21 protein-coding genes and 1 pseudogene are annotated in these 22,200 nt (G+C 38.3%); 13 read left to right on the top strand and 9 right to left on the bottom strand.

Features of this window, described 5'->3' with window-relative positions; genetic code table 11:
- The first annotated feature begins 6 nt into the window (after positions 1-6).
- Positions 7-2,820, top strand: coding sequence for a DEAD/DEAH box helicase (locus tag M3610_RS16835; protein WP_251460814.1), 2,814 nt, complete (start codon positions 7-9; stop codon positions 2,818-2,820).
- A 19-nt stretch (positions 2,821-2,839) separates the two neighbouring features.
- On the opposite strand, the gene M3610_RS16840 is transcribed toward M3610_RS16835, so the two are convergent.
- A complete protein-coding gene (locus M3610_RS16840) occupies positions 2,840-3,238 on the bottom strand; it encodes a (deoxy)nucleoside triphosphate pyrophosphohydrolase (protein WP_251460816.1) in 399 nt (132 codons plus the stop codon).
- 560 nt (positions 3,239-3,798) lie between these two features.
- Here M3610_RS16840 and M3610_RS16845 point away from each other — a divergent pair.
- A complete protein-coding gene (locus M3610_RS16845) occupies positions 3,799-4,245 on the top strand; it encodes a carboxymuconolactone decarboxylase family protein (RefSeq protein WP_251460818.1) in 447 nt (148 codons plus the stop codon).
- A gap of 216 nt (positions 4,246-4,461) precedes the next feature.
- Here M3610_RS16845 and M3610_RS16850 read toward each other — a convergent pair whose 3' ends face one another.
- The 4 genes from M3610_RS16850 to M3610_RS16865 all read right to left on the bottom strand — a co-directional run bounded on the left by M3610_RS16850 (position 4,462) and on the right by M3610_RS16865 (position 8,872).
- Positions 4,462-4,965 (bottom strand): RrF2 family transcriptional regulator, encoded by a 504-nt coding sequence (locus M3610_RS16850; protein WP_251460820.1) that lies wholly within the window; start codon positions 4,963-4,965, stop codon positions 4,462-4,464.
- 173 nt (positions 4,966-5,138) lie between these two features.
- The gene (locus tag M3610_RS16855) at positions 5,139-6,500 is read right to left on the bottom strand and encodes an MFS transporter (RefSeq protein ID WP_251460822.1); all 1,362 of its coding nucleotides are present in this window, start codon (positions 6,498-6,500) and stop codon (positions 5,139-5,141) included.
- Between the two features lie 35 nt (positions 6,501-6,535).
- Positions 6,536-8,065, bottom strand: a complete 1,530-nt coding sequence (locus M3610_RS16860) for an FGGY-family carbohydrate kinase (protein WP_251460824.1) — start codon at positions 8,063-8,065, stop codon at positions 6,536-6,538.
- Between the two features lie 30 nt (positions 8,066-8,095).
- Positions 8,096-8,872 carry an SDR family oxidoreductase gene (locus M3610_RS16865; protein ID WP_251460826.1) on the bottom strand — a complete coding sequence of 259 codons (777 nt, stop codon included), beginning with the start codon at positions 8,870-8,872 and terminating at the stop codon, positions 8,096-8,098.
- A gap of 222 nt (positions 8,873-9,094) precedes the next feature.
- Here M3610_RS16865 and M3610_RS16870 point away from each other — a divergent pair, with 222 nt between their 5' ends.
- The gene (locus tag M3610_RS16870; RefSeq protein WP_251460828.1) at positions 9,095-10,219 is read left to right on the top strand and encodes an ROK family transcriptional regulator; all 1,125 of its coding nucleotides are present in this window, start codon (positions 9,095-9,097) and stop codon (positions 10,217-10,219) included.
- Positions 10,220-10,546: 327 nt separating this feature from the next.
- Here the strand turns inward: M3610_RS16870 and M3610_RS16875 are convergent, their stop codons facing one another.
- Entirely contained in the window at positions 10,547-10,681 is a 135-nt protein-coding gene (locus M3610_RS16875; RefSeq protein ID WP_098575974.1) for a BA3454 family stress response protein, read from the bottom strand.
- 579 nt (positions 10,682-11,260) lie between these two features.
- Here M3610_RS16875 and M3610_RS16880 point away from each other — a divergent pair.
- Positions 11,261-11,893, top strand: a complete 633-nt coding sequence (locus tag M3610_RS16880; RefSeq protein WP_251460830.1) for an MOSC domain-containing protein — start codon at positions 11,261-11,263, stop codon at positions 11,891-11,893.
- Positions 11,894-12,085: 192 nt separating this feature from the next.
- On the top strand, positions 12,086-13,318 hold the full coding sequence (locus M3610_RS16885; protein ID WP_251460832.1) for an aminopeptidase: 1,233 nt from the start codon (positions 12,086-12,088) through the stop codon (positions 13,316-13,318).
- 149 nt (positions 13,319-13,467) lie between these two features.
- Here M3610_RS16885 and M3610_RS16890 read toward each other — a convergent pair whose 3' ends face one another.
- Together M3610_RS16890 and M3610_RS16895 are read right to left on the bottom strand one after the other, a co-directional pair.
- On the bottom strand, positions 13,468-14,406 hold the full coding sequence (locus tag M3610_RS16890; RefSeq protein ID WP_251460833.1) for an amidohydrolase family protein: 939 nt from the start codon (positions 14,404-14,406) through the stop codon (positions 13,468-13,470).
- 32 nt (positions 14,407-14,438) lie between these two features.
- Complete coding sequence (locus M3610_RS16895; protein WP_098575969.1) at positions 14,439-15,221, bottom strand: IclR family transcriptional regulator; 783 nt, start codon at positions 15,219-15,221, stop codon at positions 14,439-14,441.
- A gap of 319 nt (positions 15,222-15,540) precedes the next feature.
- Here M3610_RS16895 and M3610_RS16900 point away from each other — a divergent pair, with 319 nt between their 5' ends.
- Together M3610_RS16900 and M3610_RS16905 are read left to right on the top strand one after the other, a co-directional pair.
- Complete coding sequence (locus tag M3610_RS16900) at positions 15,541-15,735, top strand: 4-oxalocrotonate tautomerase (RefSeq protein WP_098575968.1); 195 nt, start codon at positions 15,541-15,543, stop codon at positions 15,733-15,735.
- Positions 15,736-15,763: 28 nt separating this feature from the next.
- Positions 15,764-16,615, top strand: coding sequence for a DODA-type extradiol aromatic ring-opening family dioxygenase (locus M3610_RS16905; RefSeq protein ID WP_251460835.1), 852 nt, complete (start codon positions 15,764-15,766; stop codon positions 16,613-16,615).
- A gap of 74 nt (positions 16,616-16,689) precedes the next feature.
- Here the strand turns inward: M3610_RS16905 and M3610_RS16910 are convergent.
- Positions 16,690-16,805: pseudogene (locus M3610_RS16910) on the bottom strand (IS6 family transposase); the annotation flags it as partial.
- A 238-nt stretch (positions 16,806-17,043) separates the two neighbouring features.
- Here M3610_RS16910 and M3610_RS16915 point away from each other — a divergent pair.
- The 6 genes from M3610_RS16915 to M3610_RS16940 all read left to right on the top strand — a co-directional run bounded on the left by M3610_RS16915 (position 17,044) and on the right by M3610_RS16940 (position 22,193).
- Positions 17,044-18,336: a Rieske 2Fe-2S domain-containing protein gene (locus M3610_RS16915; RefSeq protein ID WP_098575966.1), complete on the top strand. Its 1,293-nt coding sequence runs from the start codon at positions 17,044-17,046 to the stop codon at positions 18,334-18,336.
- A gap of 100 nt (positions 18,337-18,436) precedes the next feature.
- Positions 18,437-18,673: a ketol-acid reductoisomerase gene (locus M3610_RS16920; protein ID WP_098575965.1), complete on the top strand. Its 237-nt coding sequence runs from the start codon at positions 18,437-18,439 to the stop codon at positions 18,671-18,673.
- A gap of 7 nt (positions 18,674-18,680) precedes the next feature.
- On the top strand, positions 18,681-19,046 hold the full coding sequence (locus M3610_RS16925; protein WP_251460837.1) for a DMT family transporter: 366 nt from the start codon (positions 18,681-18,683) through the stop codon (positions 19,044-19,046).
- A 170-nt stretch (positions 19,047-19,216) separates the two neighbouring features.
- Positions 19,217-19,903, top strand: a complete 687-nt coding sequence (locus tag M3610_RS16930) for a class II aldolase/adducin family protein (RefSeq protein WP_218936519.1) — start codon at positions 19,217-19,219, stop codon at positions 19,901-19,903.
- A gap of 152 nt (positions 19,904-20,055) precedes the next feature.
- Entirely contained in the window at positions 20,056-21,150 is a 1,095-nt protein-coding gene (locus M3610_RS16935; RefSeq protein WP_251460839.1) for a zinc-dependent alcohol dehydrogenase, read from the top strand.
- Between the two features lie 221 nt (positions 21,151-21,371).
- Complete coding sequence (locus tag M3610_RS16940; RefSeq protein WP_098575961.1) at positions 21,372-22,193, top strand: DODA-type extradiol aromatic ring-opening family dioxygenase; 822 nt, start codon at positions 21,372-21,374, stop codon at positions 22,191-22,193.
- The last annotated feature ends 7 nt before the right edge of the window (positions 22,194-22,200 follow it).

Consider the following 22,200-nt stretch of genomic DNA (forward strand, 5'->3'; position numbering starts at 1 on the left):
ATTGAAATGGAAGCGACTGAAAAGAAACTTATTGTTAATTCAGATAAAGGCAATTTATTAAGAGAATTAGTGAAATCGATGAACGAGTGCGAGCGGTTTTATTTTAGTGTCGCGTTCATTAATTTTAGTGGGCTGCAGCTGCTGCTGGATCCGTTAATGGAAGCAGAGAAAAAAGGAATCAAAGGGAAGATTATCACTTCGACCTATCTAAACTTCACAGATGCTAAGGCTTTAGAAAAACTCAAAGAGTTTAATAACGTTGAGTTGAAGGTGTTTGTTACTGATAAAGAGATTGGTTTCCATACCAAGGCATACATATTTGAGTACCGTGATAGTTATAAGGTCATTATTGGCTCATCTAATATTACACAAAGTGCACTAAAAAGTAATATTGAATGGAATGTCGAGATTATTACGAAAGAAAATGGTCGGTTTATTCAAGATGTTTTGAAGGAATATGATAATCTCTGGAATATGAGTGAGGATGCTGATCAGGATTTTATTAAGCGATATGAAGAATTTTTGGCGAGCTTTAAGCAAACACAAAGAACTCACCAATTGATTTATGAAAACAAACAATATATTGTTCCAAATCGAATGCAAAAGCGTGCTACAGAGAATTTGGAGAGACTTAGAAGCTTCGGAGAGAAAAAGGCCTTGGTCATAGCAGCAACTGGAACAGGTAAAACCTATATGTCCGCATTTGATGTAAAGCGTTTTAAACCAAGAAAACTCCTGTTCATCGTACATAGAGAAGAAATATTAAAAAAAGCAAAAGATACTTTTGAGATGCTTCTTCCTAATGAGGGTATCACCTTTGGATTACTTACAGGTAATCACAAACAGAAACATGTTGATTATGTGTTTGCAACGATCCAAACCATTTCAAAATGCTATGAGGAATTTGGAAAAGATGAATTCGATTATTTAATCATTGATGAGGCCCATCATGCCACCAGTCCAACTTATCAAACTGTCTTAAGCTATTTTGAAGCAAAGTTTACTTTAGGGATGACAGCAACTCCTGAACGTAGTGATGGTTACAATGTTTTTGATTTGTTTGATAATAATGTAGCTTTAGAGGTGCGGCTGCACGAAGCATTAGAGGATGAGTTGGTGATACCTTTTCACTATTTTGGCATCACCGATATCGAAGGCATCGATTTAAGTGATGTGGATATTGATGATATCCCCGAAATTACCAAGAGGTTGAAGGTCAATGAACGGGTTGATTTTATCATCGAAAAGATGGATTTCTATGGTCATGATGGTGACAAAAGAAAAGGCCTAGGATTCTGTGTCAGCATAGAACATGCTCAGTATATGGCTAGTGAATTTAATAAACGGGGCTATAAAAGTGTGTGTCTGTATGGTGCTGATTCACCTGAAACCCGTGAGAGATATATTAATCGATTAGAGACTGACAATGATGAGTTAGAATTTATTTTTACCGTGGATATCTTTAATGAGGGTGTCGATATTCCTTCTGTTAATACTGTATTAATGTTAAGACCAACAAACTCTCCCATTGTCTTTATTCAACAGCTTGGTAGGGGATTACGAAGGCATGGTAATAAGGAATTCCTGACAGTTCTTGATTTTATCGGAAACCACAATAAAACATTTCTGATTGCGTTGGCGTTAAATGGGAGTCGTTATTATGATAAAGAAAGTTTGAAAGTAGCAGTTGCAACTGGATTTGCCAATATACCTGGGTGTACTCATATCCAAATGGATAAGATCTCTGAGGAAAGGATTCTGGCTCAGATTGATAAAGAAAACTTTAATTCAATGAAGTATTTGAAGGAAGAGTATTTCGAATTTAAGAAGCTTAATCAAGGGCGAATTCCTTATTTGCTGTTGGATTATCTGAAATACGATGGAGCACCCGATCCTGTGAAATTTATTGATCGTGAGAAAACATATCTATCCTTTGTTGCGAAAGTAGAGAAGGACGAGCATTTAAAAAGTCTGTTACTGAACGAATCGCTTGAGGGTGTATTGAAGGAGTTATCAAGTAAACTTCCACTAAAGAGGATATATGAGTTTGTCATCATTCGGTATTTGTCAGAGCACGAAGAAATTGATCTGGAGACAGCTAAGTATCAAATTCTAAAGATGATCAATTACGTGGATGATGATAGTATTTTGCATGCATTTGAGTGCTTAAATCAAAATTACTATGATAGTGTACAGATTAAAAATAAACCAAGGTTAGTGCACTATAGCAATGGCAAATTAGTTAAAACACCTCTTTTTAAAGAGGTATTAGAAAATGAAGAATTCAAGAATTATATTGAAGATATCATCACCTATGGAATTTTCCGTTACGAGAAAGAATTCAAAGGTGTATATTACGGAGTCCCTCACTTTAAACTTTATGAACAATATCAAATGGTAGACGCTGCTTTACTATCGAATTATCGGAAAATCCATAGTTCTTTCAGGGGCTCCGGTTTACTTGCAAATGGGAACGAGTATTTCCTTTTCATTGACTTACACAAAGAAGAGGATGTAAAGGAAAGTATTAACTACAAGGATAAATTCATTAGCCCTTATGAGTTCCAATGGCAGTCGGTGAATAGTACTACCCAGCAGTCTGAAAGAGGCAAGAATATAATCTTTAATAAGCAGCGCGGCGTAAATCTCCACTTATTTATTCGAAAATATAGAGAGATCGATGGAAAAACTGAACCGTATATTTACATTGGGAAAGGGAATTCTATTTCCTTCGAAGGAGATAAGCCAATTACTGTCATCATGGAATTAGAAAATGAAGTCCCGGCATCTTTATATACTGAGTTTACAAAAAAAGTGTAGTCTTCTCATTTCGAGAAGACTATTTTTCTTGGATTAATTGTTCAACAGCTGGAACATCCGCCGGTGCCCATTTCAGTGAATCTAAGTTTTCTCGTTTTAACCAAATTAACTTTGAATGCTCACTTGGCATCGGTGTCCCCTCAACAACTCTACATTTAATTGATATCAAGTTGATAATAAATGTTTCGTATTCATGGGTGTTGTCATTAAAAACTTCGTTAAATGTCTCAATCTTACAGCCTAGCTCTTCATCGATTTCCCTTTTTAGCGCTGAATAAATGTCCTCATTTGCTTCCACTTTACCACCAGGAAACTCCCACATATTTGGAATAGACATTTCTGGAGATCTTAGCGCACATAGAACTTCTTGCTGTTCATTTTCAATAATGGCAGCAACAACTTTTACAAGCTTTTTCAAGATAACCCTCCTATACATTTCACTAGCCATTATAATACCACTTTTAGTGGATAGATGCTGCACTTCTTTCTCGTAATACAAGTGTTCCTATGATTGTTGTGGCCCAAGGTTCGGAGGCTAAATCCAATGGTGGAATTTTTCGTTTGTGTAGTCAAAGGTGTGGAGAGAAAATGAGAGAAGCCTTGGCAAAGGAACTAGAACTGTTTAGAGAAGTGAATATGGTGTCTATGCAATAGCTGTTTTAGCTATAGATGAATATTAATACTACTGAATGCTCGGAGAAAACTCCGGGTTATTTATTTTTACGGATAATCTAGTGCTTACTTTTCCACCATCTTTCGACCACATAAATAATAAGCAATAACCCGCCAATCTCGATAGCGTGGTCCATTATCACTTTAAGGAACCTTCCATGTGGACCGTATATCTAGGCTAAATTTTTAAAGTCCTATTCTATGGAGAACCAATTATCTCGAATTGACAAAAGCTAATTAAAGGTGTAAATTATAGATACAGTTAATCGTCGATTAACTGTATCTATAATTATAGGGGGAATAAAAATGGAACTACGTATTAATTACTATGATATAGCACCTGAAGCACTTAAAATCATGATGGAAATGGAGAAGTATACGAAAACTACTGGACTAGACCGTAAGCTCCGAGAACTAATTAAAATCCGTGCTTCTCAAATTAATGGCTGTGCTTATTGTATTAATATGCATACCGCTGATGCTCGAAAAATGGGTGAAACGGAACAACGTTTATACTGCGTAAGCGCATGGGAAGATTGTGACTTCTACACGGATGCTGAAAAAGCAGCATTAGAATTAACTGAACATGTGACGTTAATACCAACTAAGCGAGTGCCCGATGAGCTTTATGATCGAGTCCGTGCTCATTTTAGTGAAAAGGATTATGTAGATCTTGTTATTTTGATCAATCAAATTAATAGTTGGAATCGAATCTCGATTTCAATGGGAAATTTCGCAACTGCGGCAAAATAGAATTTTTATGTATACATTAATCGGGCGCTAACCTCAAAAGGGGATTAGCGCTTGATTTGTAATATAGGGATTATCATAAGATAAGAGAATTTGGTTTTAGTAGGGGAAATGAATCGGGATAGAATGTTTGTTTTTGGAGCCGTTTTTTGAAATTTATGGGTAATTGGGTAAAGACCCCCTTAACTTGCGGGATAGAAGGGGAAAGGGGTGTCTTGATTAACTGTTGCTCTTCTCAAAATATTCACGTGTATCTTGACGTGTTTGTTTCGATAAAACATGATCCAGCTCTTCATTCAGCCATGAAAGGGTCTTTTTACGTAAGAAATTTCGCATATTTTCTTCTGCCTCAAGCATAACTAGGTTAATGGTGCAGGCGGAAGTTCCGGAGCAGCAGCTGGAGTTTTGGTTATCTCGAACTAGAAGGCCATTATCTTTTATGTTTTTACATTGAAAAATGGGCTTTTTCCCTTCAATTGCTTCGATTACATCCCAAAAAGAAATTTCTTCTGGGGACCTCGCTAATCTATAGCCGCCCTTAACCCCAGGTACTGAATTTACGATACCAGCCTTGGCTAATTTGGCAAAAATTTTTGAGAGATAGGTCTCTGAAATGCCTTGAAAGGCAGAAAGATCCTTTATTCCTATGCTTGAATCTGAAGGAATATCAATTAAATAAACAAGGCAATGCAGGCCATATTCAACACCAATACTATACTGCATGCAAACACCTGCTTCCTATTTGAATTAAGAGATTAATAATTATATTAGGTATATTTAATTTTTTTGTCAAACTTGTTCATCTGCCTCCTGTGGTGTTCAGGCATATAGAGGAAGAATAAAACATAGATGGAACATAAGAAAAGAGCCTCTCTATTCAGAAAGGCTCCAATTTATTAGAGGTTTACGGCATTGTGGCTTTCAACCTTTTGGTTTACCAATTCACGTCGGCGGTCGAGTTCTACATCCATTTCGGCCCGTTTATCGTCAAGTTTATAGAACCATATCGTAATTCCAATCAGTAAACAAATGACCAATGGCACCCAGATAAAACTAATTTCAATATAGGATAAAGCTTTGGCAGTTTGTGTGGTATTTGGAACATAGCCGCCCATTTTCAAAATAACACCAACGAGTGCACTCCCAAGCCCCAAGCTTACTTTAACAGAAAAACCTTGAAAGGCTGCAATCATTCCTGCAATACTTCTGTTGTTTTTGTACTCTGAATAATCAATAACATCTGGCTGGATCGCAAAGGTAGTACCGAAGATTCCATAAATCCCTAGCCCGGTAATCGTCAACCCGGCAATCAATAAGGCAGGTGATGACTTTCCGAAATAAATCACTAAATCTCCGACAATATAAATGACCGTACTTAATAGCAACACATTTTTCTTCGGCATTTTCTTTTGAAGCCAAGGCAAGAGCAGCAGCATTGGAAGCCCAGAAAGAATGCCGAATAGTCCGACAAACGTCAGCCAATCCGTACGTCCCAGATTATAGGTGAAATAGTAGATCACGGTTGTATTTCGAATGACAAAAAGACCAAAATAGAGAAAGTTCAAGATAAAGAAAATAACAGCAGGGCCCGTCAATCCTTTAAAATCGTCTTTAAAAGAGGACTTCCCAGGTTGAACGGTAGGCGGAACCACCTCTTTTGTATTCATAAAGGTAAACACAAACACGAATATCGCGGCGATGCCATAAATGGTCATTGTCATCAAATAGCCTTTTTGGTTATCTCCTTGACCAAAGAAAGTGACAAGCGGCGTCGTAATCGTCATAACTAAAGCGGTTCCAATTAATGCACAAATCATCCTAGTCGAAACTAACCAGTTCCGCTCATGGTTATCAGACGTTAACCTTGGTACAATCGTATTTAATGGGATATTGACCACTGTATAAGCAATGTTCAACAAGCAATAAGTGATATACGCCCAGAGAATTTTTCCTGATAGACTGAAGTCAGGAACAATGAAGGTCATAATCGTAAAAACAGCAAACGGAATCGCTCCAATGATGAAGTAGGGTCTTCCTTGTCCCCATCTCGTACGAGTCCGGTCAACCAATAATCCCATACCGGTATCGGCAAAAGCATCAATGACTTTGGTTACTAACATTAACGTACCAGCAACAGTTGCAGTGATTCCAAAGACATCTGTATAAAAAAATAACAGGTAAGACGCCATAGTACTAAATACGAGGTTACAGGCGAAGTCGCCCGCCCCGTATCCAATTCTTTTCTTCCATCTATTCATCTGCATCAACCATCCTTTATTTGCTTATGCTCAAATTATCTTGCAGAAAGCCTTGTCAACGTTTTCATATCAGCTTTTAAATTTTGATAGATAGATTTATAAACTTGGTAATACTCAGTATATTTCTGATGATTCCCCTTATTAGGCATAATCTTCTGGTCGAGAACCTGCCATTTCTTCACACCTTCATAAGAGAGAAGACCTGTGCCAATTCCAGCCAGCATGACATCACCCATATTCGCTTCTACATCATGAATAGGACAGACCACTGGATAACCCGTGACATCGGCGAAGATTTGTCTCCACAATTTTGATTTGGTGACTCCGCCGGCCAGCAGGATATATTCTCCAAGGTCTTCTCCTGTCGCTTCCATTGCATCCCGTAAAGAGAACGCAACCGCTTCCAGAAAGGCACGATAAATATGCGCTTTGGTATGCGCCAATGAAAGTCCCACGATTGTCCCTTTTGCATCGGAATCCCAAATTGGACTTCTTTCTCCCATAAAGTATGGAAGGACAATCAACCCATCGCTTCCAACTGGAATTTCTGCAGCTTGTTCATTCAATAGATCATAGGCATTTTTCCCGCCTGCTTTCTCTGCTTCCAATTCATATTGGCACATCGTTTGACGGAACCATTTCACAATCGCTCCAGCTGTCGCTCCACCAGCAAAATTATAGGAAAGTCTTTTGGCATCAAATAAGTAGGGCCAGACAATCAAATCTTTTCCTTTCACTGGTTTATCGGAAATGAAGGCCGCGCACATAGAAGTTCCAATGGCTGCTGCATAAATCCCAGATTCAAATACACCGAGACCGATATTGGCAGCACCACAGTCAATGCCACTGGCGATCACTGGCATTCCTTCAGAAAGTCCCAACTCGGCTGCGGCTTCTTTTGTCAATCCACCTACAATATCAGTTGATTCTACGATCTTTTCTGGCATCATCGACAGCGGAATGCCCATCGCATTCATCAACTCTTTGGACCAGGTTCTGTTATTCATATCAAAAATCCCGCCGATATTTCCTGCAGAAGAATAATCAATAGCAATTTCTCCAGTCAGCTTATAAATGACATAATCATTTGGCGGAAGAAAAAGCTTGGTTTTATTCCAATTTTCCGGTTCATGATTTTTCATCCATAACATTTTGGTAAAGCCATAATAAGGGTCGGCCCCATTATGGGTAATGTCGAGTAGTTTTGCTTCTCCGATCGTATCGATTACCCATTTTGTTTCGTCTTCTGCTCTTCGATCCATCCAAATCATGCATGGCCTAACCGGTTCCATGTTTTCGTCCAAGGGAATTCCAGAACCCCCGTATAGACAGCTAATAGCGATACCCTTTATGTTCTCCGCTGGAATTCCTGACTTATGTACCGTGTTTCTAATGGATGTTCTTGCTGCATCAAGCCATACATCTGGCCACTGCTCTGCCCATAAAGGCTTTGGGGTCAGAACATCGTATTCTTGTAAATCTTGAGCAATCAAATTGCCTTCTGTGTCCATTAGGATGGTTTTGGTGCCGGATGTTCCGATATCTGTACCAAGTAAGTACTTCATAGTTACTCCTCCTAAGAATCTTTTAGTCTATTAAATACAAGTAAAGGCACCATCGATGACAAAGTCAGATCCCGTAGTGAAGCTGCTAGTATCTCCTGCAAGATAGACACAGATGGACTGAAGTTCTTCCGGTCTTCCCATTCTGTGAAGCGGTGCCATTTCATTCCACTGTTGAATCAATGGCTGTAGGCTTGGAGAATTTAATGTCAGTTCGGTTCCAATATATCCAGGACTAATAGAATTGACGCGGACATTTCTTGTCGCCCATTCCACCGCGAGGGATTTAGTCAATTGGATGACCCCGGCTTTTGAGGCATTGTAGGAGCTTTGCGGTTGTGGCACATTCACAATATGCCCTGACATCGATGCCGTATTAATAATAGAACCGCTGCCTTGTTTTAACATGACTTTACCAGCTGCCTGCGCTGTTAGAAATACGCCGGAGAGATTAATATCAATCACTTTTTTCCACTGTTCATACGTCATTTCCTCTGCGGGAACATTCATACAGATTCCGGCATTACAGAAGGCAACATCTAAACGGCCGAAAGCACCCAGTACTTCTTCAATCATGGCATTTACATCTTCTGGGTTTGTAACATCTGCCTTGATGGCAATGGATTGAATCCCATTATTTTCTGCTAGTTCTTTTGCTGTCTTGCTTGCTTCCTCGATATCCAGGTCAACGATGGCTATATCTGCTCCTGCTTCAGCAAAAGCGGTCGCAACACTTTTCCCAATTCCCCTTGCACCACCAGTGACAAAAATTTTCTTCCCGTCTAGTCTCATTTTTTCAATAATGCCCATATTTTTTTCCCCATTTCTTTTTTTGTGAAATGAATTTTATAAAGTCGTTTTATAAAATGTATTTACATAATAAAACGTTTTCTTAACGAAGTCAATAAGGACAAAATATTAAAATGGCAGACACTTCATGACAAAGTTGTGATTGTATGAATTTGTATGGTATATTTAAATTGAATTTAAAAAAGGTTTTTTATAAAATTATTTTGCAAAATGAGGTATAACATGGAAAATAGCATCACATTTAAAGATATAAAAAGAGGTAATTATTCCTCGATTTATCATCTCATATATCAAAATCAGAAACTTTCTAAACAAGAAATTGCGAACCAACTAAATTTAAGTTTACCAACTGTGACCCAAAATCTCGTTCGCTTGGAAAAAGAAAAATTGATTGAGAAGAGTGGGCAGTTTGAATCTTCGGTAGGCAGGCGTGCCACCGCTTATGCAATATGTCCTCAAGCTCGTATCAGCATTGGAATAGAAATACAGAAAAGGACCGTCCAAATTATAGCCATTGATTTACGCGGCCATGCTTTTCAACATCAGAGACTTGCGATGGATTATTCCAATGTGGAGAGGTATTATAAAGAGCTAAGCTATGCTGTACAGTCTTTTATCACATCTCTTAATGTGGAAGAGGATCAAATTCTTGGGATTGGTTTTGCTGTACAAGGATTGACATCAAATGACGGTGAAAAAATAACGTATGGAAAAATATTAATACCAACAGGATTAGAGATTGGGGTTTTTACCCAATTTCTCCATTATCCTTGTAGGTTTTTACATGATGCAAAGTGTGCAGCAACAACGGAGTTGTGGGTAAGAAATGATATTGGAGATGCTGTATATCTCTCGATTGGTCCCCATCTTGGCGGAGCCATTATTATCAATGATCAAATTTATATGGGAAAACACGGACATAGCGGAACAATCGAGCATATGACGATTAATCCTAACGGGCCTTCCTGCTACTGCGGAAAAAAAGGATGCATGGAAACGTATAGCTCTATTAATGCCCTTCTGGATGAAGATGAGTCATTAGATTTTTTCTTCCAACAGGTTCGTATGGGTATCCCTTCTTATGCTGAGAGGTGGAATTCCTTTTTAGATCAATTGGCATTTTCAATCAACAATATCCATCTTGTCCTTAACAGAGAATTTATACTAGGTGGACATCTATCTCCATACTTAATAGAAGAAGACATTGACATTCTTCATGAAAAAATTAATGAAAAATCTGCATTTCCGAGCAGCGAGCCTTTTATTCACATAAGCCGTTCATCCGTTAATGGGGTACCTGTAGGTGCTGCTATCCCATTTATTCAATCCTTTTTGAATTCTATTTAATGTTTTTTTACCATAGATAAAACCCCTCTCAAATGGTGAGAGGGGCTATTTTCATTAGACCCCTTGAATAAAAGATGTGTGAACTCTTTTGATGAAAGAAGAAACCAAATTCAAATTATTCCGTCTAAGAATAGTAGGTATTTATCCATCTTAAATGACCTTTATTTATTTGTATTTGCAAGAAGGTTCTTTTTTTCTTCCCTTTCACGAACCCGTCCTTTTGTTAAACAAAAAAAGCCACCATTGGCAGCTAGATTTCTAGTAAAGGAAGCAATCCAAAATCTACTTTTCAAGTGGAAGTTCCAATTTAATCGCAAGATCCCGTATTTAATTTGCCCATTGTTTAAGAACTTGTTCTTGTGCTATACGATAAACTTCTTCTTCTGTTTGGTTTTTGGTAGCTATTACGTTGGTTTGATAGACTTTGCCATTATGCGTTACATAGATTGTATACTTGTACATTTTGTTCTATCTCCTTTATTTCATTCTAACTTTTTGGTTCGTGCACTTCTCTAATAAATTCAATTGCATTTAGGTATTTCTATAAATGTTTTCTAACTTTTTTATATTTTACAAATAAAATGAAATTGAATAAAGCTAAAAAAAAGGTCAAGATTTGACAAAATCTCGACTTACCAAAAATTTCTATCCCTTCTAGTAAAGGTAATGACAATAAAATCAATAAACTTTATATGATTCTACTCTCAAATGTATTTTTTTACCCTTCCTAGATTGCGGAAAAATGTCGAAAGATAAAAACAAAATTCGTTATGACAATCCTGCTCAATAAGGCACGTTAGCGCTACAAAACAGATGAAAAAACTTTTATTTTTGTAGATTTTTCTTCATAAGGGATGCCACTTGTATAGTATCTTTATATGAATAGACACATAATTCCAAGTAGGTACTGCTTTTTTTGTTAAAATGTTTAGGAATATACATGATTAGCTCCTCCTTCATTTGGCCAGGGTGCGGATTTGCATATTGAATAAGGATTTGCATATTGAATAAAGAGTTTTGTAAAAGTGAGGTAAATTCAAATTGAATCGAAAAATTATTAATTTAGCTGTTGGAAAACCGAAGGAATTTAATTGGAACAATAAAAAAGAACTTTCCGCAATCGGAAAGTCATCTGTACAAGCTGTTGAGCTGAAAAAATCTGGCTTTGTAGGTGATGATGTTCAAAACCACAAGTTTCACGGTGGACCAGATCGTGCGGTATGTTTATATGCATTTGAGCATTACTCTTATTGGGAAGAGATATTTCAAAAAAAGCTAATTCTACCTGCCTTTGGGGAAAATATTACTGCAACAGGAATGGTGGAAGAACAAGTTTGTATTGGCGATATATTTAAAATAGGGGAAACCATTGTTCAAGTAACACAAGGGAGAGTGCCTTGTGCAACTATCTCCAAATATAATCAGGAGAATCAATTTTTAAAGAAAGTAGTTGAGACAACCCTTACTGGTTACTTTTTTCGGGTATTGGAAGAGGGGACGATTAATTTCGATTCGGAAATCACTCTTATTGAAAAACACTCAAAAGAAATATCCGTTTCCTTTGCTACACAAATTCTTTTTCATCAACAACAAGATAAAACATCCGTTGAAAAAATATTGACGGTTGATGCTCTTGCAGAGGACTGGAGAAATAGATTTATAAAATTGATATGATTTTAATAAATACTGCAGATACATAAATAACCTAGCTTAAAAAGCTAGGCTCAGATTGTAGACAAAAGGTATTCGATGAGGATGTGTGAACTCTTTTGATGAAAAAAGAAACCAAATTCATATTATTCCTCTAAGGATAGTAGGTAATTTTCCATCTGTATTTGCAAGAATTTTATACAAAGGGGAAACGATATGAGAACTTTTCATGAAAAATTAGAAAAATACGCTGCTCTGGCAGTTGAAATCGGAGCAAATGTTCAAAAGGGACAAATTTTATTTATTTCAGCTTCAATTGAAAGTTATGAGTTTGTAAAATTAATAACAAAAAGAGCTTATGAAATCGGTGCAAGCGAAGTAATCTATGAATGGAATGATGACACGTTAACTCGAATGAAATATGAATCTGCATCCGATGAGGTTTTTACTGATTTCCCAACCTACCGTGTCATGCAGCGGGAAGAGCTGGCTGCAAAGAATGCTGCCTTTATCTTTATCGATTCAAGAAACCCAGATTTATTAAATGGAATTGACCCAGAGCGAATCTCGAACTTTAATAAAGCATCAGGTACAGCACTTGCTAAATTTCGAACCTATATGTTGAGTGATAAATTTGCCTGGACGATTGTTGCGTATCCTAATCAGGATTGGGCCGATAAAGTGTTTCCGAATATTGATGAAGCGGAAAGAATCAATGCGCTTTGGGATGCTATTTTTTCTGCAACGAGAATCGACGATGAGGATACAATTGGGGCATGGAAAGAGCATATAGCAGCGTTAGATAGTAAAGCTAATTATTTAAATGGCCGAAAATACAAATCACTACATTACCGTGCACCTGGCACCGATTTAACCATAGAACTATCAGAAAAACACAAATGGGTGAGTGCAGGAAATCATAATGAAAAAGGGACACTTTTCATAGCGAATATTCCTACAGAAGAAGTATTTACTTCTCCTAATAAATACGGGGTAAACGGCTTCGTTGCCAGTACCAAACCATTAAGTTACTCTGGAAACCTTATCGAGAACTTTACCTTAACATTCAAAGAAGGCAAAATCGTAGATTTCACCTGTGAAAACGGGTATGAGACACTTAAACAATTGATTGAAACAGATGATGGCAGCAGGTATCTTGGGGAAATCGCCCTTGTTCCGCATCAGTCGCCGATTTCAAACTCAAATACCATTTTTTATAACACGCTTTTCGACGAAAATGCCTCAAATCACTTAGCAATTGGCGAAGGATTTCCGTTTTGTTTAGACGAAGGAAAAACGATGTCTAAAGAGGAACTTGCAACAATCGGTTTAAATGAAAGTATGACACATGTAGATTTTATGATTGGCTCTTGTGATATGGATATTGACGGTATGCTTCCAGATGGAAGAATCGAACCTATTTTCCGAAATGGGAACTGGGCATTTTAATTCCCATTTTTGGAAAGATGAAATCTTCAAGGGCAATAACCGCCTCTGTCAACTTTGTGTGGCAGAGGTAATTAATTTATAGAAGTGATACACAAGCAGTCAAGCGCTTTCATAAAGCCTTGACTGCTAGTCGTTCTATTATAACTCCTTTAGATAGATAGGAGAGATTTAACTCCACTCTCATTATTTGCTATAGGAGGCCAAGCACATAGGTCGAAAGGAAAATCCGATCCAGGAACCACTCTATCGGATCCAACCATTTCTACGAGAAAATTCAAGCTTGTATTGTTCCAAAGTACGTTATCAAACCAAAAGCGGCGCAAGTACTCTTCTGGAGGAGCTTGCAATGAAGAGGAAACCCCTATCCATTTTTCATAACCTTTATTTAAACGCCCAATCTGGTAGGGAAGTAAGCCGCCGCCATGAGCTAGCAAAATTCTTACATTTGGATATTTGTCCAGCATACCACTTAACAATAAATCTGCAGCACAAATGGTTGTTTCCCACGGTACCCCAATTAGATTAGGCATCATCCTTTTCTGAAGTCGCGGATCCTCACAAAGCAGAGGATGAATAAAAATGATGGCTTTTTGATAATTGGCTTCCTCCCAAAATGGAGTGAAAAATTCGTCTGTTAACATGACATTTGATAGCCCTGGCCCAATAATAGCTCCTTTTAATCCTAAATTCATTGCATGCTTTATTTCGTTCGCTGCATGGACAGGATTGTTTAATGGAATGGTAGCTAGTGCCGATAATCGCTCACTGTTGTCATGAATCCAATTGCCAAGTGAACGATTGTAGACTGTTGAAAGCTCACTTGTAATATATTCAGGAAAATCATACATAAAAAGCTGGGGAATAGGTGAGACAAGGGAATGAGAAACGCCCGCTTTTTCTTGTTCCTGCAGATATAATCCAGGATTGATAAATGACTCTTTGAGCTCAAATCCCCATTTATTATTTACTGTAAGAAAGTCAGCTTGATCTGGTGATTTTTTCTCCCATCTTGCTTGAACCAAATTCTGGTTATCCTTAAGCCAAAGCAAGACATCTGGCGGAATGAAGTGAGTATGCATATCAAACAAAGTAATCACGCTCCTTTTTCTCAATTGAAAAATTAATGTTTCCTGTAACCCAGCCTCTCAGATATTTCTTTAGCCGCACTTTTCACTTTATTAATGAGTGCAGGGTTATGAGGATTCATACGATGGACAGGTCCAACAACACTTACAGCATACATGACTTTTCCGGTGTAATCCCATATTGGGGCTGCAACCGATGCAACTCCTTCGCGAAGTTCCTCAACACTTACCGCATATCTTTGTTCCTTGACAGTTTTTAATATGTTGCGAAGGTCATCAGGATCGGCTATTGTATTCATCGTATATTTTTGAAGGCCTTCTTCGAAGAATTGTTCAATTATTTCCTCCTTCTGGTGGGCAAGGATCACTTTTCCTGAGCTCGTACAGTGAAGAGGGTTTCTTCTTCCGATATGAGATAAAATTTGTACGGGATGTTTGCACTCTACCCTATTTAAATAAACAACACCCATATTTTCCAATACAGCAATATGAGCTGTTTCTCCAACCTCATTGACCAGCTTTTGGAGAACAGGTTGTGATTCACGGTTAATTTCAAGGTTTGAAGTGACTATGGTATTTAAATTAAGAATGGTGAGACCTAAACGATATTTTTGCGTCTCAGGGTCTTTATACACAAACCCTTCACTTGCGAGAGTCGCTAATAAACGACTAACTGTGCTTTTGCCCAGACCCAATGAAGAAGCCAAGTCAGTTACCTTTTTCTCAGGTTCATCTATCGAAAAGCTTCGTAATAGACGAAGAGCATTTTTTACTGAAGAAAGCAGGTAATCTTGATTGTTCTTAGTCTCCATAAACATTCTCCTTTCTAATTGATGCTTATATAAGAACATTAATCTCTTATGATGTACAACATATTTTAACTTAAACCTCATAACAAGTGCAATATTCTAAATAATTTAAAAATTTTTATTTTTTTGTTCCATATAGGAGAATGAGTTTGTTGTATAATGAACAACACCCCGTTACTATAAATAACAAGAAGTCAAAGGTTGAAAAACGGATGCATTCGCTGAGCGTCTGGAAATAAGGTTTTAGCTAAGCTTGACGGTTTAAGAGAAGTGTCTTTTAAGATGGCTGAATAGAACATTTCTTCATGTTAGAGGAGGTGATTAGGCTATGCCGATTGTAAACATTCAGATTTTGGAAGGAAGACCCGAAGAGAAAGTGAAGGAACTCATTCATAATGTGACAGAAGTCGTCAGCACTACGCTTGGTGCTCCAAAAGAAAACGTTCGTATTCTTGTATCAGAAGTGCCAAAAACTCACTGGGGAATCGGGGGTATATCTGTATCAGACATGCCAAACAGATAGAACGTAAATGGAAAGGAGAGAAGTGCAAATGACGCTTGAACTAGGAATACTTACACCTCATACACCTCGCATGTGTCATGAGGATCAAGCTCCGGAATTTTTGAACGAGATCGTGGAGGGAATGCATCAAGTGGCAAAGGTCATTGAAGAAGCAAAGCCTGATGTGCTCGTGATGATTTCTTGTCATTGGTTGTCCAGTTTTAAGCATTTTGTGGATGTTACGCCTGAACACAGGGGGATTTTAACGGCATTCGAGTGTCCTGAACTTATTTCCGATGTTCCCTACTATTATCCCGGAGATACAGAGCTAGCCAACCAATTAGTATCCGCAGGGATAGAGACAGGTCTTCCTGTCATAGCGGTAGACGATCCAACATACGTATGGGATTACGGTACAATCGTCCCTCTTCGCTATCTCGTTCCAAAAGAAGATATCCCTGTCATTGATCTCTCAGTGACATGGGCTGCTAGTTTAGAAGAAACGTATGCTTGGGGACAACAAATAGGAAAAGTTTTACGGGAAAGCGATAAACATGTCATGTTTATCAGTAGCGGTGCTCTTTCCCATAACCTTGTAAGGGGACCGGAGGCAATGCCATCCTTATCTGAGCAGGCTCTTGACCGTCAATTCCTAGAGTATTTGCAAAACAATGACCTTTCATCTGCGAGGAACATGCTTTCTCAGTATGCGAGAAATGCGGGTGTAGAATCAGGTGGCCGTCATCTGGCAGCGCTGCTAGGTGTGCTGGAAGAGAGTAAGAAAAGTAATTATTATGGCTATGGTCAATCTTCGGGCAGTGGAAATGTGCTCATGACTTTTGAGCCTCAACATTCAAACCTTAATTATAAGAATCCCCCTCATATCGTTGAGGCGAAATAAAATAGGAATCATGTTCTGGTGAAAATACTTGAAGAAAATAAAAAAATGCAAAAGATTTCTAGTGCCCCCTGGTCTTAAGCAACTAGTCCAAACAGTTGATGGATGAATTCTTTTGATTTTGGACAGACTTCTCCCTTTGGAGAGTCTGTCCTTTTTTGATCATGTGCATAGCCTCTATCCCCGCAAGTAATCTCTACCTCGTATGATTACAGTAGTAACCTGTCCCTTTTCGCTGAAAAAGAAAATAAACTATCGCAACAACCTGTTTCTTTTATGGGTGCAGATAAATAATTTTTAAAAAGGTTGATTATTTTTTTCATTTTGTTTCATATGCAAGAACCCTCCCTATAATACTCCCTTTTATCATCGTATAATTTTCTTATAAATGATCAATAAATTCAAAATAATCTTAAAAAGGAGAGAGCTTTATGTTAAAAAAAGAGGATAATGAAAAACTATGTCTAACGAACAAAGGAACACCAATGGGGGAAGTATTCAGAAGATACTGGGTCCCGGCAATTCTTTCAGAAGAGGTACCTAAACCAGATAGTCCGCAAATTAGATTGAGAATATTAGGGGAAGATCTGGTTGCTTTCCGTGATTCAGAGGGGAAGGTAGCGATTTTAGACGCGTATTGTCCACATCGCCGGGCGCATTTATTCTGGGGTAGGAATGAAGAATGCGGGATTCGCTGCACATATCACGGATGGAAGTTTAATCGAGACGGTGAATGTGTAGATATGCCAAATGAACCGAGTGAAAGCAACTTTAAGCAAAAAGTTCATCTGACATCTTATCCGACTTGGGAGAAAAACGGGATCGTTTGGACCTATATGGGACCTAAAGAAAAACAGCCAAGCTTTCCGGATTATGAATGGTTGAGGGCACCTGAAACTCATTTCCAAGTGTCGAAAACCTATGAGGGCTGCAATTGGCTGCAAGCTCTTGAAGGCGGAATTGATACCTCCCATTCGTCGTTTGCTCATAATAACAATATCCAAGATAAAAATTCCTTACGCAACCGTGCAACAAATCCAAAGCTCGAAGTGGATAAAACGGATTACGGTTTTCGTTATGCGGGGATCCGCGATTTAAAAGATGATGGCAACTATATTCGTGCCTATCAGTTTATCATGCCGTCCCAGCAAATGCGTGGTCAGATGTTGAAGTGGCACGATGGCAGCCAAGAGGAATATCCAACCATTCGCGGTCACATATGGGTACCAATTGATGATGAAAGTGTGTGGGTCTGGAATTTTAAATATACTTCTGAACCTTCCATTCCTTTAGATCCGGAATTTTCCTTACAGCAGGAGATTGCCTTTGGAAGAGGTCCTGATGATGTACTGCCAGGTTATCGATTAAAACGAAATCCTTCCAATGATTATCTCATTGATCGAGAAGTTCAGCGCACGAAAACATTTACCGGAATAGAGGGAATTAACACTCAGGACTATGCTTTGCAGGAGACTATGGAAAAACCGTTTCCTGACCGTACAAAAGAACGTCTTGGAACTGCCGATTTAGCAATTATTGCAGCAAGACAGCTATTGTTAGAAGCGGTAAGAGAGGTGGAAAGTGGTAAGGCTCCAAAAGGGATTCATCCAGAAACCTACCGTGATGTAAGGGCTTGTGATGCCTTCCTTCCTAAGGGAGTTGATTGGAGAAAAGGTTTGCAGGAAAATATGACAGCAAAATATCAGCTTATTAAAACAATTTAAAGCAATTAACTAGAATTTCAGATTTAGATGAAATCCATGTACGATAGAATAGTTGTGAATTTTTCTATCGTACTGGCTTTTACTTTAAGGGGTGAATCGTATGGCATTAGCGGAACAATTGGTGATACCAGATTATTTATATGGTAAATCCATTGCGATACTGGGATACAGCAGAGAAGGCATGGAATTTGCAAAAATGTTACGGGATCATGATATCTCAGTCGTTATTGGGCTTAGGCCAGTTGATGATTTATGGACAGAAGCAGAACGGGATGGGTTTCATGTGAAAAACCTTTGGGATGCAGTAGAATCAGCGGATATCATTCAAGTTTGGTAGCTGTGGAATGATAGGGGAAATTTTAGCTTTAGTCGCTGCCTTTTCTTTTGGCTGTGCCAATGTCATGGTGAAAAAAGGGGTAACCCCTATTTCAAAAAATAACGGAGCGTTTCTCTCTGTCCTGATAACCTTTGGACTTGCGGGCATCATCACCCTGGCCAAGGGGCTATTTCAGGATTGGCCGCAATATACAACAAAAGGGATAGGCTGGTATGTTTTAGCAGGTATCTTAACAGCTTACATCGGGAGAAGTTTACTATTTACATCTATCCAGCACTTAGGTTCAGTACGGGCTTCTACACTTAAACGTTTGAATTCACTTTTTACTGTCCTGATTGGTGTGGTGTTCTGTTTAGTGATGTATCCAGAGTAGCGCTTATTACATCAACCGATGTTATTTTTACACTTATATTGTCAGCTTTTATTTTTAAAACTCATGAGGGAACATCTAAAACTGTTTATTTGGCAGCTATTATTGCTATGATCGGAGCAGGTTTTATCGTAATTGGTTAGGCGATTAGGTTAGTGATGGGAGGTTACTATTTGAACGTTTATCATCTTGAAGAGTTAAAAAAGCAGCTGGTAGAGGGGATTCGGATGTTGGAGAATATCGGACATATCGATTTTAATGGTCATTCCAGTGTTCGGATTCCTAAAACCGATTTGATTTTCATAAACTCGGCTGAAGCAAGCAGAAGTTCTTTAACTGTAGATAATATCATTACCATTGATATGAACGGAAACCTTGTTGAAGGAACGGGTAGGCCGCCAAATGAATATCCTCTTCATACACAAATTTACAAGCGTAGACCAGATGTTCAGGCGATCAGTCATACCCATCCCAGGTGGTCAACGCTCTTTACAATAGCGAAGATGCCGCTGCGTCCAGTCATTATACAAGGAGCAGTGCTGGGAACGATTCCAGTTTTCTCTAAATCTCATTCAATTAGTAACGTTGAAATTGCCGATGAATTGGCAAGAAAAATAGAAGATCATCATATTGCTCTTTTAAAGGCACATGGTGCCGTCATCACCGGTCATTCCATTATCGAAACATTTGTGCGTAGTGTGTTTTTAGAAGAGAACGCACAGCGTCAATATACGGCAAGTCAATTAGGCTATGCTCATTCATTAGAGGATGAGGAAATCGTTAGTATGTCAAAATTTATTTGGCAGCCGAAAAATATTCAAAAGGTATGGGATTACCACCTTAGTAAACTTAAAAATTAAAAGCAAGGGGGACGTTACTCCTTTGCAGTTGGAAAACATCTTAATCCTATAATAGTTTTCATGGTTTTAAACAGGGGTAATAAAAACATATTTAATATTGAAAATAAAACGGGGTAAGGGACCTAAATAAGGATTTTTAGAGGAGGGTATTCATGGGAGAAGTAGCATTATCTGCAGTAGCAACGAGTACCAAACATACAGAGATTAAAGAAGTTCAATTACCAGATATAGATAAAGATACAGGTATTTTAAAAGTAGAAATTGTAGGGGTCTGTGGTACGGATGTTTCTTATTATAATAATTTAAAAGAACCTATGATTTTAGGGCACCATGTAGTAGGTCATATTTACAAAATTGGTGAATTAGCTTCGAAGCGTTGGGGCGTTAAAGAAGGCGACCGGATTGTCATGGAAGAGTATATTCCATGCGGTCAATGTGAATTTTGTCGAACCGGTTTATATCGTTTATGTGCAAGCACGAATCCAAAAGCGAATGGAATAAGATATGGAGCTACACCAATTGCTATTGAACCATCGCTTTACGGAGGTTTCAGTCAATATTTATACCTGCATCCCAATGCTGTAATCCACAAAATTCCCTCTCATGTTCCAGCTGATGAGGCAGCATTGACATTACCATTATCTAACGGATTTGAATGGATGCGAATCATCGGGCAAGTCGGCCCCGGGGATGTTGTAGTTATTCAAGGTCCAGGCCAGCAAGGACTGGCATGTGCTTTAGCTGCAAAAGCAGCCGGAGCTGAAACGGTAATTATGACTGGACGAAATAGTAGTGCTGAACGTCTGAAACTGGCTCTGGAACTTGGTGCTGATTATACGGTTAATGTAAGTTCAGAGGATTTGATCGAAAAGGTTTCTGAAATAACGAATGGAAAAATGGCTGATTTAGTTATTGATGTAACGAGTGGAGGAACGGACCCTGTCATCTCATCATTAGAAGTGGTAAAAACAAGAGGTACTGTGTTATTAGGAGCATTAAAACACCAACGCTTCAATGATTTTGATCTTGATATCATCTATAACAAATCGTTAACAATTAAAGGAGTTCGCGGACATAGTTATAAATCGGTACAAATGGCTGTAGAGCTTATATCTTCCGGTAAATTTCCTCTCGGTATCATGAATTCACATAATTATAAATTAAGTGAGACCGACCTGGCTTTAAGAACAGCTGCAGGAGAGGTTGACTCATCCCGGTTATTAGTTACCGTCTCACCGTGGATGTAAAGTTTAAAACAAAACTTCAAAAAGCTCCTTTTTGCAAAGGGGCTTTTTGATGCTTGAAAAGAACCACAAATAAACTTACGAAAATCTCCTTTTTGTTCCATATAGAAGAATAACATCCTTGTAGGAGAAAAAGGAATAAGCCACTATTAACATAGTGGTTGAAATTTTTTAAATACAAAAATAATTCAAACTATATAAAAACAATCTAGGAGGAATTATTCATGTCAATTGAGTTAAGCATGCTTGTACCACACGCTCCAAGTCTTTGCCACGAGGATAAAGTACCGGATTTTCAGCAAAACATAGTTGCGGGTTTGAAAGAAGTTGCAAAGGAAATTGCCCAAATCAAACCGGATGTGATTGTTTTAGTTTCTTGTCACTGGCCATCTACTTTTGCACATTATGTTGACTGTAATCCAGTTCATAAAGGGCTGCTGACTGCACAGGAAGCCCCAGATATGATTACAGACGTTCCATATAATTACCCTGGTGACGAAAACTTGGGAAAAAAATTAGTAGAAGCCGGAAAAGCGGCCAATATTCCAGTCGAAGGGGTATACGGGGGGCATTTCGAGTGGGATTATGGTACGGTTGTACCTTTACGGTATCTCGTCCCAAAAGAAGATATACCTGTTATCAACCTATCTGTTACGCTAGCTGCTAATATCGAAGAAACCTATAAATGGGGCCAAGTCATCGCTAAGGTTTTACAGGATACGAAGGAGAAGGTTGTTTTCGTTTCAAGCGGTGCTTTATCCCATAACTTAGTACGTGGAAGGCACAATATGCCAACTCTTTCTGAACATGCCCTTAATAAAGAGTTTTTAGATTTAATTATGAATAAAAATTATCATGCTGCCTATCAAATGCTGCCACAATTTTCAAGTATAGCTAAAGTGGAATCAGGCGGCCGACATGTAGCGATGCTTTTGGGAGTCATCGACATAGATTGTACTCCAGTCTATTATGCAGACGGACAATCATCGGGAAGCTGGAATCCCCTTATTACGTTTTCGAAAAACAAGGTTTCAAGTTTAAAGTAGTATGTTT

Source organism: Neobacillus sp. MER 74 (genome assembly GCF_023714155.1).